The organism is Pseudomonas sp. 14P5.3.2, assembly GCF_057799175.1.
The window spans coordinates 106,614-120,186 of record NZ_JBYOKU010000011.1; the positions used below are offsets into that span (position 1 = coordinate 106,614).

Consider the following 13,573-nt stretch of genomic DNA (forward strand, 5'->3'; position numbering starts at 1 on the left):
CTTACCGGGCCGAAGCGAGTTGAGTGAAGGCGGTGCCGAGCCACTGCTGCACGCCATGCATCGTGGCGGCGGAAGTGTCGAGGAACGGTTGCGGGTAAACGCCGAGGTAAATCAGCAGCACCGCAAGGCCCAGCACCATGATCAGTTCGCGACCGTCCATGCCGTGCAGGATCGAATCCGATTTCGACGGACCGAAGTAGGCACGGTGGATCATGATCAGCGAGTAGACCGAACCGAACACCAGACCGGAAGTGGCAATCGCGGTGATCCATGGCGCACTGGCGAACGTACCGATCAGGATCAGGAACTCTCCGACGAAGTTACCGGTACCCGGCAGACCCAGCGAGGCGGCGGCGAAGAACAGGCTGATCGCCGGCAGGTAAGCGATACGCGACCACAGACCGCCCATCTCACGCATGTCACGGGTGTGCAGACGCTCGTACAACTGACCGCTGAGGATAAACAGTGCCGCGGCCGACAGACCGTGCGCGAGCATCTGGATCACTGCACCTTGCAGCGCCAGTTGGCTGCCGGAGTAGATACCGATCAGTACGAAGCCCATGTGGGAAACGGACGAGAAGGCGATCAGACGCTTGATGTCGGTTTGCGCGAAAGCGAGGAACGCACCGTAGAAGATCCCGATCAGACCGAGGGTCATGGCGATCGGCGCGAACTCGGCCGAAGCATTCGGGAACAGCGGCAGGGCGAAACGCAGCAGACCGTAGGCAGCGGTTTTCAGCAGGATACCGGCGAGGTCGACGGAACCGGCAGTCGGCGCCTGGGCGTGGGCATCAGGCAGCCAGGAGTGGAACGGCACCACGGGCAGCTTGACCGCGAAGGCGATGAAGAAGCCGAGCATCAGGATGTACTCGGTGGTCATCGACATCTTGGTCTTCAACAGGTCGGCGTAGTTGAAGGTAATCACGCCAGTGTTGTTGAAGTTGACCAGCACCAGACCGAGGATCGCCACCAGCATGATCAGGCCGGAAGCCTGAGTGAAGATGAAGAACTTGGTCGCTGCGTAGATCCGGGTTTTCTTGCCGTCCGAAGAACTGTGACCCCAGAGCGCGATGAGGAAGTACATCGGCACCAGCATCATTTCCCAGAAGAAGAAGAACATGAACAGGTCGAGGGCGAGGAACACGCCGACCACGCCGCCCAGGATCCACATCAGGTTCAGGTGGAAGAAGCCAACGTGACGTTGAATCTCTTTCCACGAGCACAGTACCGAGAGGATACCCAGCAGGCCGGTCAGCAGGATCATCAACAGCGACAGGCCGTCGAGGGCCAGGTGCACGTTGATGCCGAAGCGCTGGATCCAGACGTGCTTGAACTCAAGCGCCCAGGTCGGATCGGCGCCAGGCGCCGGAGCAAATGAATAGTCACCGTGGGCCCACAGCCAGAGGCCGAGGGCGAGTTCCAGGGTCATGGTCAACAGCGCAATCCAGCGGGGGAGGGTAGCGCCGAAGCGCTCACCCATCCAGCACAGCAGGCCGCCGATGAAGGGGATCAGGATTAGCCAAGGCAGAATCATGACGGGCTCGTTTCCTTTCGCAAATTCGCAAGGTTCATATCAGACCGCTACCAGCACGATGGCGCCGATTACCAGCACGGCACCAGCAGCCATCGAGGCGGCATACCAACGCAGTTGACCGGTCTCGGTGCGGCTCAGGGCGGTGTGACCGCCTTTGGCCATACGCGGGATCAGACCGATGGTCTGGTCGAGCGGGTCTCTGCGCAGTACATGGCTGATCGCAAGGTACGGCTTGACGAACAGTTTGTCGTAGATCCAGTCGAAGCCCCAGGCAGCGAACCACCAGGCCGAAAGGAAACGGCCGATGCCGCTGTTGGCGATCGCCGTCACGAAGCGACGCTTGCCGAGGAACAGCAGGGCCGCCAGCAGGATACCGGCCAGGGCGATGGCGCCCGAAGCGATTTCCAGACTGTGCTTGGCTTCGCCACCGGCATGCCCAACGCTTTCCGGCAGTACGCCGTGCAGCGGTGGAACGATCATGGCGCCGATGAAGGTCGACAGCACGATCAGTACCGACAGTGGCAGCCAGTGAGCGATGCCGTGACCGGCGTGGGCTTCAGTCTTGGCTTCACCGTGGAACGTGATGAAGATCAGGCGGAAGGTGTACAGCGAAGTCATGAACGCACCGACCAGACCGGCGTACAACAGACCGTTATGGCCGCTGGCGAATGCTTCCCAGAGGATTTCGTCCTTGGAGTAGAAACCGGCGGTGACCAGTGGCAGGGCGGCCAGTGCAGCACCACCGACGATGAAGCTGGCGTAGGCCAGTGGCAGCTTTTTCCACAGACCGCCCATCTTGAAGATGTTCTGCTCGTGGTGGCAGGCAACGATCACCGAACCGGACGCAAGGAACAGCAGGGCCTTGAAGAAGGCGTGGGTCATCAGGTGGAAAATCGCGCCATCCCAGGCACCAACGCCCAGCGCCAGGAACATGTAGCCGATCTGGCTCATGGTCGAGTAGGCGAGGATACGTTTGATGTCGGTTTGTACCAGTGCGGCGAAACCTGCGAGAACCAGCGTCACACCACCGACGATGCCGACCAGGTGCAGGATTTCCGGCGCCAGGGTGAACAGACCGTGGGTACGGGCGATCAGGTAGACGCCAGCGGTCACCATGGTTGCAGCGTGGATCAGTGCCGACACCGGGGTCGGACCGGCCATTGCGTCCGCAAGCCAGGTTTGCAGTGGCAGTTGCGCCGATTTACCGACCGCACCACCCAGCAGCATCAAGGTCGCCAGGGTGATCCAGAAGTCGCCGACCTGGAATTTCTGCGGTGCCAGCACCAGCAGTTCCTGGATGTTCAACGTGCCCACTTGCTGGAACAGGATGAACAGGCCGATGGCCATGAACACGTCGCCGATCCGGGTCACGATGAAAGCCTTGAGTGCGGCATTACCGTTGTTGCGGTTGCTGTAGTAGAAACCGATCAACAGGTACGAGCACAGACCCACGCCTTCCCAGCCGAAGTACAGGAACAACAGGTTATCGCCGAGCACCAGGAACAGCATGCTGGCGATAAACAGGTTGGTGTACGAGAAGAAGCGCGAGTAACCCGCTTCGCCGCGCATGTACCAGGACGCGAACAGGTGGATCAGGAAACCTACGCCCACCACCACGCCGAGCATGGTGATCGACAGGCCGTCGACGTAGAGAGCGAAGTCAGGCTTGAAGCCTTCGACCGCCATCCACTTCCACAGCACCAGGGTGTAGTGACCGCCTTCGGGCGGCGCGACGTTGAATTGCCAGATGACGTAGGCGGCGACAATCGCCGACAAGCCAATGGAACCCACGCCGATCAGCGCCGAGAGGTTTTCCGACCAGCGTCCACGGGAGAACGACAGCAGCAGGAAACCGATCAGAGGGAATACAAAAGTCAGAAAGATTAGGTTCATCCGCGCATCTCACTGGCAGCGTCGATATCGAGCGTGTGGAAGCGGCGATACAGTTGCAGCAGGATCGCCAGGCCAATACTGGCCTCGGCGGCTGCCAGGCTGATCACCAGGATGAACATGATCTGTCCATCCGGTTGGCCCCAACGGGCGCCTGCAACGATGAAGGCCAGTGCAGAGGCGTTCATCATCACTTCCAGACTCATCAACACGAACAAAATGTTGCGGCGGACCATCAGGCCGACCAGACCAAGGCAGAACAGGATGCCGGCAACGGCCAATCCATGTTCGAGAGGGATAGCAGGCATGTCTTACTCCTTCGCCTCGTTACGGCCCAAATGGAACGCCGTGACGGCTGCGGCGAGCAGCAGCATCGAGGCGAGTTCGACCACCAGCAGATACGGACCGAACAGGCTGACGCCCACGGCTTTTGCATCGACGGTGGTGTGGCCGATAGCCTGGCCGCTCTGGTGAGCGAACAGCACATACAGCAGTTCGGCCAGCAGCAGGGCAGCGAGAATCACCGGCCCGGCCCAGATACCGGGCTTGAGCCAGGTGCGTTCCTGCTGAACCGAGGCGGGACCCAGGTTCAGCATCATCACCACGAACACGAACAGCACCATGATGGCGCCGGCGTAGGCGATCACTTCCAGCACGCCGGCGAACGGTGCGCCGAGTGCGAAGAAGGTCATGGCCACGGCGATCAACGAGATGATCAGGTAGAGCAGGGCGTGCACAGGGTTGGTGTTGGTGACCACACGAAGCGTGGACACCACCGCGATACCCGATGCGAAATAGAAAGCGAATTCCATCGTTCTTCCTTAAGGCAGCAAGCTCTTCACGTTGATCGGTTCGGCTTCGTTCTGCGCAGAGCCTTTCGGCTTGCCAGCGATTGCCATACCTGCAACACGATAGAAGTTGTAATCAGGGTTTTTGCCGGGGCCGGAGATCAGCAGATCTTCTTTCTCGTACACCAGGTCCTGACGTTTGAACTCGGCCATCTCGAAATCCGGGGTCAACTGGATTGCGGTGGTCGGACAGGCTTCCTCGCAGAGACCGCAGAAAATGCAGCGCGAGAAGTTGATACGGAAGAAGTCCGGGTACCAGCGACCGTCTTCGGTTTCAGCTTTCTGCAGCGAGATGCAACCTACCGGGCAAGCCACGGCGCACAGGTTGCAGGCTACGCAACGCTCTTCGCCATCGGGGTCACGGGTCAGGACGATGCGACCACGGTAGCGTGGCGGCAGGTAGACCGGCTCTTCCGGGTATTGCAGGGTGTCGCGCTTGCGGAAGCCATGGCCGAAGACCATGACCAGGCTGCGCAACTGGGTACCGGTACCCTTAACGATGTCGCCAATATATTTGAACATGGGTCAAATCCTCACTGAACCGCAACCGCAGGTGTGTTCCACAACACAACCGCAGCGGTTATCAGCAAATTGATCAGGGTCAGTGGCAGGCAGAATTTCCAGCTGAAATCCATCACCTGGTCATAACGCGGACGCGGGATGGAAGCGCGCAGCAGGATGAACAGCATGATGAAGAACGCGGTCTTCAGTGCGAACCAGACGAAGGACAGTTGCGGCAGGATGCCGAACGGACCGTGCCAGCCACCGAAGAACAGGGTGACCAGCAGCGCCGAGATCAGGATGATGCCGATGTATTCACCGACGAAGAACATGCCCCATTTCATACCGGCGTATTCAATGTGGTAACCGTCGGCCAGTTCCTGTTCCGCTTCCGGCTGGTCGAACGGGTGACGGTGAGTCACGGCCACGCCAGCGATGAAGAAGGTACAGAAGCCGAAGAACTGCGGAATGATGAACCACAGGTTCTGCGCCTGGTACTCGACGATGTCGCGCATGTTGAACGAGCCGACCTGCACCACGATGCCCATCAGGGACAGGCCCATGAACACTTCGTAGGACACGGTCTGCGCCGAGGCACGCAAGCTGCCGAGCAGGGCGAACTTGTTGTTGCTCGACCAGCCGGCGAACAGCACCGCGTAGACCGACAGACCGGCCATGGCGAAGAAGAACAGCAGGCCGATGTTCAGATCCGCCACGCCCCAGGTCGGGGTGATCGGGATGATCGCGAACGCGATCAGCAGGGCGGACATGGCCACCACCGGTGCCAGGGTGAAGATCACCTTGTCGGCAAACGGCGGGGTCCAGTCTTCCTTGAAGAACATCTTCAGCATGTCGGCGGCGATCTGGAACATACCAAACGGGCCAACGCGGTTCGGACCGTAACGGTCCTGCCACCAGCCCAGCAGGCGACGTTCGACAAAGCTGAGCAACGCGCCCGCGACCACAACGGCCAGCAGAATCACGATGGCTTTGATGACCGTCAGGATCACATCGATCACTTCAGGGGTGAACCAGGTCATTGCGCTGCCTCCTGCAGACCGTCGACGGACAGGCCGGCGAATGCCGGTGGAATGCCGGCGATGCCCGCAGGCAAGGCCACCAGACCAGCGCCCAGTTCTTCATTGATGCGCAGCGGCAGACGCAAGGTCTGGCCGGCCACGTTCAGGCTCAGCAGAGCACCGTCGTTGACGCCCAGGCGATCCGCTTCGGATTTGGCCAGCGCCACGTACGGAGCCGGGATGCGTTCCTGTACCGGCGCGGCTTTCGACGAGTTTTCGTCGCTGCCGAACAGGTGGTAGAACGGCACGGCCTGCCAGGTGCCCGGCGCCGGGTTGAATGCGCGCGGAGCAGCGGCGAACCAGTTCAGCGAATCGCCGGTGCTTTCGATCAGGCGTGTGCCCGGGTCGCCAGCACGCAGGTGACCACCGACTTCGTCCTGGAACTTGTTCCAGGCTTGCGGCGAGTTCCAGCCCGGCGACCAGGCAAACGGCACCTGCTGACGCGGTTCGGCAGAGCCCGAGTAACCTTCCATGGAGAAGGCAAACGCGGTGTCTTTGTCTTGCGGGGTGCGCGGTTCGTGAACGCTGATGTCGGCGCGCATCGCGGTGCGACCAGAATAACGCAGCGGCTCACGCGCCAGTTTCAGACCCTTGATGCGGAACGCGGCAGACGGTGCGGCGTCGACGATACGCGCCAGTTGCTCGGTGCTCGACGCCACGGCAGCGGTGACGTGGTCGAGTTGCGTCCAGTCGATTGGCTGGTTCAGCAGGGTCGAGCGCAGGGCGTGCAGCCAGCGCCAGCCTTCGTGAACCAGAATGCTCGCATCCATGTATTGCGGATCGAAAACCTGGAAGAAGCGTTGGGCGCGACCTTCCTGGCTGACCAACGTACCGTCGCCTTCAGCGAAGCTCGCCGCTGGCAGCACCAGTTGCGCGCGGTCGGTGGTGGCGGTCTTCTGGTGGTCGGCAACGATCACTACTTTCGCAGCGTTCAGCGCGGCATCGACCTTGGCTTTCGAGGTGCGGGTGTACAGATCGTTTTCCAGCACGACGATGGCGTCGGCCTGGCCATCGATCACGGCTTGCAGCGCCGCGTCGACCGATTCGCCACCGAGCATGGCCAGGCCAAGGCTGTTGGCTTCCGGCACGATCAGGCTGATCGAACCGTTCTTCTCGCGCAGCTTCAGGGCTTTGGCGATGTTCGCCGCCGCTTCGATCAAGGCTTTGGAACCCAGCGAAGTACCGGCGATGATCAGCGGACGTTTGGCCGCGAGCAGGGCGTCGGCGATGCGCTTGGCCAGTTCCTGGGCTTCCGCGTCCAGACCTTCAACGGCCGGGGCGCTGGCGTCAAGAGCGTGGGCCACGGCGAAACCGATGCGCGCCAGATCATCCGGAGCTGCGTGTACGCATTCTTCAGCGATGTCGTCGAGCTTGGTTTCGGCCAGGCTGGCGATGAACAGCGGGTTCAGTTCGTGCTGACCGATGTTCTTCACCGCAGCGTCGAGCCACGGCTGCACGCGCATGGCTTCGGCCATGTCTTCAGCTTTGCCTTTGACCGACTGACGCAGGGACAGCGCCATACGGGCGGCGGTCTGGGTCAGGTCTTCACCGAGGACGAACACGGCGTCGTGGTCTTCGATGTCGCGCATGTTCGGCACGGGCAGCGGGCTGTCTTTGAGCACTTGCAGGACCAGACGGATGCGCTCCAGTTCGGAGGCTTCGATACCGGAGTAGAAGTGCTCGGCGCCGACCAGTTCACGCAACGCGTAGTTGCTTTCGAGGCTGGCACGCGGCGAACCGATACCAACGATGTTGCGCCCGCGCAGCAGATCGGCCGCCTTGTCCAGCGCAGCATCCAGCCCAAGCTTGGTGCCGTCGGCCAGCATTGGCTGACGTGGACGGTCGGTGCGGTTGACGTAGCCATAACCGAAACGGCCACGGTCGCACAGGAAGTACTGGTTCACCGAACCGTTGAAACGGTTTTCGATGCGACGCAGTTCGCCATAACGCTCGCCCGGGGAGATGTTGCAACCGCTGGAGCAGCCATGGCAGATGCTCGGCGAGAACTGCATGTCCCATTTACGGTTGTAGCGCTCGGAGTGAGTCTTGTCGGTGAACACACCGGTCGGGCAGACCTCGGTGAGGTTGCCGGAGAACTCGCTTTCGAGGGTGCCGTCTTCAACGCGACCGAAGTACACGTTGTCGTGGGCGCCGAATACACCGAGGTCGGTGCCGCCGGCGTAGTCCTTGTAGAAACGCACGCAGCGGTAGCAGGCGATGCAGCGGTTCATTTCGTGGGAAATGAACGGGCCCAGTTGCTGGTTCTGGTGGGTGCGTTTGGTGAAGCGATAACGGCGCTCGTTGTGGCCGGTCATCACCGTCATGTCTTGCAGGTGGCAGTGACCGCCTTCTTCGCACACAGGGCAGTCGTGCGGGTGGTTGGTCATCAGCCATTCGACAACACTGGCGCGGAACGCCTTGGATTCTTCATCGTCGATGGAGATCCAGGTGTTGTCGGTGGCAGGGGTCATGCAGGACATGACGATGCGACCACGGGTGTCGTTCTCGTCGGTGTACTGCTTGACCGCGCACTGGCGGCAGGCCCCGACGCTACCAAGTGCGGGGTGCCAGCAGAAATAAGGGATGTCGAGGCCCAGCGACAGACATGCCTGTAACAGGTTGTCTGCCCCGTCGACTTCGAGCGCTTTGCCGTCTACGTGGATAGTGGCCATGGTTCAAAGGTCTTCGTTGGCCCGGTGTCAGCGGGCGTGGCTAATGGAATCTTGTTATCCGTCCGAATCCAGTCAGCCCCGAAAGGCGTCATCGGACGAAAGGCGAAGGGCACGGACCCTTCGCCTTTTAAGCGTTTACGCGCCGACTACGATCGGCCTTGCCAGAGGCGGGACGGCGGCGCTTGCAGGCGCGATACCGGCTTCGAACTCTGGACGGAAGTATTTGATGGCACTGCCCAACGGCTCCACGGCACCCGGTGCGTGAGCACAGAAGGTCTTGCCTGGGCCGAGGAAGCCGACCAGACCCAGCAGGGTCTCGATGTCGCCTGGCTGACCGCGGCCTTCTTCGATGGCCATCAAGAGCTTGACGCTCCATGGCAGACCATCACGGCACGGGGTGCAGAAGCCGCACGACTCGCGGGCGAAGAACTGCTCCATGTTGCGCAGCAAGGAGACCATGTTGACGCTGTCGTCCACCGCCATCGCCAGGCCGGTACCCATCCGGGTGCCCACTTTGGCGATGCCGCCGGCGTACATCTGTGCGTCGAGGTGTTCCGGCAACAGGAAACCGGTACCGGCGCCACCTGGCTGCCAGGCCTTGAGCTTGTAACCGTCGCGCATGCCGCCGGCGTAGTCTTCGAACAGCTCGCGAGCGGTGACGCCGAATGGCAGTTCCCACAGGCCAGGGTTCTTGACCTTGCCGGAGAAGCCCATGAGCTTGGTGCCCATGTCTTCGCTGCCTTCGCGGGCCAACGATTTGTACCAGTCAACGCCGTCGGCAATGATCGCCGGCACGTTGCACAGGGTTTCCACGTTGTTCACGCAGGTCGGCTTGCCCCACACGCCAACGGCGGCAGGGAAGGGCGGCTTGGAGCGCGGGTTGGCGCGGCGGCCTTCGAGGGAGTTGATCAGTGCGGTTTCTTCACCGCAGATGTAACGCCCGGCGCCGGTGTGGACGAACAGTTCGAAGTCGAAACCGCTGCCCAGAATGTTTTTACCCAGCAGGCCCGCAGCCTTGGCTTCTTCCACGGCACGATTCAAGTGCTTGGCGGCGGTGGTGTACTCGCCACGCAGGAAGATGTAGCCACGGTAGGTTTTCAGTGCGCGGGCACTGATCAGCATGCCTTCGATCAGCAGATGGGGCAGTTGCTCCATCAGCATGCGGTCTTTCCAGGTGTTCGGTTCCATCTCGTCCGCGTTGCACAGCAAGTAGCGGATGTTGATGGATTCGTCCTTGGGCATCAGGCCCCACTTCACGCCAGTGGGGAAGCCCGCACCGCCGCGGCCTTTGAGGCCGGCGTCTTTCACGGTCTGGACGATGTCGTCCTGAGCCATGTCGGCAAAGGCTTTGCGCGCAGCGGCGTAACCGTTCTTGGCCTGGTATTCGTCGAGCCACACGGCTTCGCCGTCATCACGCAGACGCCAGGTCAGCGGGTGAGTCTCGGCCGAACGCTTGATGCGGTTGGCAGGACCGAAAGATGTCAGGGTCATACGTAGCCCTCGAGCAGTTTGGCCACGCCGGCAGGCTGCACGTCGCCAAAGGTGTCGTCGTCGATCATCAGCGCCGGTGCCTTGTCGCAGTTGCCGAGGCAGCAGACAGGCAGCAGGGTGAAACGACCGTCGGCGGTGGTCTGACCCAGGCCGATGCCCAGATTGTTCTGGATTTCGCTGACCACCGACTCGTGGCCGCCGATGTAGCAGACCATGCTGTCGCAGACGCGAATGATGTGGCGGCCGACCGGCTGACGGAAGATCTGGCTGTAGAACGTCGCCACGCCTTCAACGTCGCTGGCCGGGATGCCGAGGATCTCGCCGATCGCGTACAGGGCGCCATCCGGCACCCAGCCGCGTTCTTTCTGAACGATCTTCAGGGCTTCGATCGACGCCGCGCGCGGGTCTTCGTAGTGATGCAGCTCGTGCTCGATGGCCGAGCGCTCGGTTTCACTCAAGGTGAAACGGTCTGTCTGGATAAGCGTGCTGTTCATGCTTAGCGGTCCACGTCGGCCATAACGAAGTCGATACTACCCAGGTACGCAATCAAGTCCGCGACCATGCTGCCTTTGATCACCGAAGGGATCTGTTGCAGGTGCGGGAAGCTCGGAGTGCGGATCCGGGTACGGTAGCTCATGGTGCCGCCGTCGCTCGTCAGGTAATAACTGTTGATGCCCTTGGTCGCTTCGATCATCTGGAAGGATTCGTTGGCCGGCATGACCGGACCCCACGAAACTTGCAGGAAGTGCGTGATCAGGGTTTCGATGTGCTGCAGCGTGCGTTCTTTCGGCGGCGGCGTGGTCAGCGGGTGATCCGCCTTGTACGGGCCTTCCGGCATGTTGCGCATGCACTGGTCGATGATCTTGATGCTCTGGCGCATCTCTTCGACGCGGACCATGCAGCGATCGTAGGCATCGCCATTGGCGGCCAGCGGTACTTCGAACTCGAAGTTCTCGTAGCCGGAGTATGGGCGCGCTTTACGCAGGTCGAAGTCGCAACCGGTCGAACGCAGGCCGGCACCGGTGACGCCCCATTCCAGGGCTTCTTTGGTGTTGTACTGCGCGACGCCGATGGTCCGGCCTTTGAGGATGCTGTTCTGCAGGGCCGCCTTGGTGTATTCGTCGAGGCGTTTTGGCAGCCATTCAACGAAGTCTTTCACCAGTTTGTCCCAGCCGCGCGGCAGGTCGTGGGCGACGCCACCGATGCGGTACCAGGCCGGGTGCAGACGGAAACCGGTAATGGCTTCGATCACCGTGTACGCCTTCTGGCGGTCGGTGAAGGTGAAGAACACCGGGGTCATGGCGCCGACGTCCTGGATGTAGGTACCCAGGAACAGCAGGTGGCTGGTGATCCGGAAGAACTCGGCCATCATGATGCGGATGACGTCGACCTTCTCGGGCACCTTGATGCCGGCCAGTTTCTCGACCGAGAGCACGTACGGCAGGTTGTTCATCACACCGCCGAGGTAGTCGATACGGTCGGTGTACGGGATGAAGCTGTGCCAGGACTGACGCTCGGCCATCTTCTCGGCACCACGGTGGTGGTAACCGATGTCCGGTACGCAGTCGACGATCTCTTCGCCATCGAGTTGCAGAATGATGCGGAACGCACCGTGCGCCGAAGGGTGGTTCGGGCCCAGGTTGAGGAACATGTAGTCCTCGTTGGCCCCGGAACGCTTCATGCCCCAGTCTTCAGGACGGAAGCGCGCGGCTTCTTCCTCAAGCTGCTGCTTGGCGAGGTTGAGGCTGAACGGATCGAATTCGGTGGCGCGCGCCGGGAAGTCCTTGCGCAGCGGGTGACCTTCCCAGGTCGGCGGCATCATGATGCGCGACAGGTGCGGGTGGCCTTTGAAGTCGATGCCGAACATGTCCCAGACTTCACGTTCGTACCAGTTGGCGTTCGGCCAGATGCTGGTGACGGTCGGCAAGCTCAGGTCGCTTTCGGACAAGGCGACTTTGATCATCACGTCACTATTACGCTCAAGCGACATGAGGTGATAGAACACGGTGAAGTCGGCGCCCGATGGCAGCCCTTGACGCTTGGTGCGCAGACGCTCGTCCACGCCGTGCAGGTCATAGAGCATGACGTACGGCTTGGGCAGGTTGCGCAGGAAGGTCAGGACTTCGACAAGTCTGGCGCGCGCCACCCACAGCACCGGCATGCCGGTGCGGGTCGACTGAGCGGTGAACGCTTCGGCGCCAAAACGGTTGTTCAATTCGACGACCACATCCTGGTCGTCTGCCTTATAAGGCGGGATGTACAGAGCGCTGCCTGTAGTCATGGTTATTTTTTCGCTTTCGGTCAACGTAAAGAATGAAGCCAGCTTCTCGTTTCTTTGAAACAGACTGGATCAGACTTCGTCAGGGCTGCGCAGGTTGGTGACTGCGATTCGCTGTTCGCGGCGCTGTTCCTTTTGCGAAGGCATGTCGGCGCGATAAACGCCTTGGTCGCCAACGACCCAGGAAAGCGGACGACGCTCCTGTCCAATCGATTCCTGCAACAGCATCAAGCCTTGAAGGAATGCTTCTGGACGAGGCGGGCAGCCAGGTACGTAGACGTCCACGGGCAGGAACTTGTCCACCCCTTGAACCACGGAGTAGATGTCGTACATGCCACCGGAGTTGGCGCACGAACCCATGGAGATAACCCACTTCGGCTCGAGCATCTGCTCGTAGAGACGCTGAATGATCGGCGCCATCTTGATGAAGCAGGTACCGGCGATAACCATGAAGTCGGCCTGACGCGGTGATGCCCGGATCACTTCGGCGCCAAAGCGCGCGATGTCGTGGGGCGCCGTGAAGGCGGTGGTCATTTCCACGTAGCAGCACGAAAGGCCGAAGTTGTACGGCCACAGGGAGTTTTTACGCCCCCAGTTGACCGCGCCACTCAGCACGTCTTCGAGCTTGCCCATGAAAATGTTTTTGTGAACTTGATCCTCTAACGGATCGGAAACGGTTTCCCGTTCGCCAATCGGATACTGCTCGTTAGGAGCATCGGGGTCGATTCTGGTGAGATTGTATTGCATTGCCAAAGCCTCATTGTTTCAGCTTCGCCTGCCGCTTGCGACGAGCTTCCGGAGCCCAGTCAAGGGCGCCCACTCGGAACAGGTAGACAAGACCTGCCAACAGAATTGCTATGAAAACGAGAGCTTCGACGAATCCGGTCCAGCCGCTTTCGCGGACGGACACAGACCATGCAAAGAGAAAGAGGGCTTCGATATCGAAGATCACGAACAGCATCGCGACCAGATAGAATTTGGCTGAGAGCCGCAAGCGGGCGCCACCGGTAGGTAGCATGCCGGACTCGAACGGTTCGTTTTTGCTGCGGCCCCAGGCTTTTGACCCGAGGAGGCTGGAGACGCCGAGCATGAAGGCACACAGGCCGACTACACCCAGAAGGAAAATGGCAAAGCCCCAGTTGTGGGCCATGAGTCCTGTCGCTTCGGGCATGCTGGTAATCCTTAACAGAGAGCAAAGGTCTCTGAGCTTGATAAAGAAATAAGGCAGTGACGATATGTCGCAGCAATCAATCGCGCTGATTTTATGGCTAAACACCCGG

The 13,573-nt window shown here is 60.7% G+C and carries 12 protein-coding genes; all 12 read right to left on the bottom strand.

Going from position 1 to position 13,573, the window contains the following annotated elements:
* Position 1 precedes the first annotated feature (1 nt).
* Positions 2–1,534 (bottom strand): NADH-quinone oxidoreductase subunit M, encoded by a 1,533-nt coding sequence (gene nuoM, locus AC27VU_RS11725; RefSeq protein ID WP_003223785.1) that lies wholly within the window; start codon positions 1,532–1,534, stop codon positions 2–4.
* 39 nt (positions 1,535–1,573) lie between these two features.
* A complete protein-coding gene (gene nuoL / locus AC27VU_RS11730) occupies positions 1,574–3,427 on the bottom strand; it encodes an NADH-quinone oxidoreductase subunit L (protein ID WP_488724119.1) in 1,854 nt (617 codons plus the stop codon).
* The gene (nuoK, locus tag AC27VU_RS11735; RefSeq protein WP_003223790.1) at positions 3,424–3,732 is read right to left on the bottom strand and encodes an NADH-quinone oxidoreductase subunit NuoK; all 309 of its coding nucleotides are present in this window, start codon (positions 3,730–3,732) and stop codon (positions 3,424–3,426) included. Before nuoK ends, nuoL begins: the two co-directional genes overlap by 4 nt.
* Before the next feature lie 3 nt (positions 3,733–3,735).
* Positions 3,736–4,236, bottom strand: a complete 501-nt coding sequence (nuoJ, locus tag AC27VU_RS11740) for an NADH-quinone oxidoreductase subunit J (protein ID WP_003223793.1) — start codon at positions 4,234–4,236, stop codon at positions 3,736–3,738.
* 9 nt (positions 4,237–4,245) lie between these two features.
* The gene (gene nuoI, locus AC27VU_RS11745) at positions 4,246–4,794 is read right to left on the bottom strand and encodes an NADH-quinone oxidoreductase subunit NuoI (protein ID WP_003223795.1); all 549 of its coding nucleotides are present in this window, start codon (positions 4,792–4,794) and stop codon (positions 4,246–4,248) included.
* A gap of 11 nt (positions 4,795–4,805) precedes the next feature.
* On the bottom strand, positions 4,806–5,813 hold the full coding sequence (gene nuoH / locus AC27VU_RS11750) for an NADH-quinone oxidoreductase subunit NuoH (protein WP_003223797.1): 1,008 nt from the start codon (positions 5,811–5,813) through the stop codon (positions 4,806–4,808).
* Positions 5,810–8,524 carry an NADH-quinone oxidoreductase subunit NuoG gene (gene nuoG / locus AC27VU_RS11755; RefSeq protein ID WP_488724120.1) on the bottom strand — a complete coding sequence of 905 codons (2,715 nt, stop codon included), beginning with the start codon at positions 8,522–8,524 and terminating at the stop codon, positions 5,810–5,812. Before nuoG ends, nuoH begins: the two co-directional genes overlap by 4 nt.
* Positions 8,525–8,659: 135 nt before the next feature.
* Positions 8,660–10,015, bottom strand: a complete 1,356-nt coding sequence (gene nuoF, locus AC27VU_RS11760; RefSeq protein WP_064586999.1) for an NADH-quinone oxidoreductase subunit NuoF — start codon at positions 10,013–10,015, stop codon at positions 8,660–8,662.
* The gene (nuoE, locus tag AC27VU_RS11765; protein ID WP_003223804.1) at positions 10,012–10,509 is read right to left on the bottom strand and encodes an NADH-quinone oxidoreductase subunit NuoE; all 498 of its coding nucleotides are present in this window, start codon (positions 10,507–10,509) and stop codon (positions 10,012–10,014) included. The genes nuoF and nuoE overlap by 4 nt, the downstream gene beginning before the upstream one ends.
* A gap of 2 nt (positions 10,510–10,511) precedes the next feature.
* Positions 10,512–12,296 (bottom strand): NADH-quinone oxidoreductase subunit C/D, encoded by a 1,785-nt coding sequence (nuoC, locus tag AC27VU_RS11770; RefSeq protein ID WP_003223807.1) that lies wholly within the window; start codon positions 12,294–12,296, stop codon positions 10,512–10,514.
* Between the two features lie 69 nt (positions 12,297–12,365).
* Positions 12,366–13,040, bottom strand: a complete 675-nt coding sequence (locus tag AC27VU_RS11775) for a NuoB/complex I 20 kDa subunit family protein (protein WP_003223809.1) — start codon at positions 13,038–13,040, stop codon at positions 12,366–12,368.
* A 10-nt stretch (positions 13,041–13,050) separates the two neighbouring features.
* Positions 13,051–13,464, bottom strand: a complete 414-nt coding sequence (locus AC27VU_RS11780) for an NADH-quinone oxidoreductase subunit A (RefSeq protein WP_003223812.1) — start codon at positions 13,462–13,464, stop codon at positions 13,051–13,053.
* Positions 13,465–13,573: the final 109 nt, after the last annotated feature.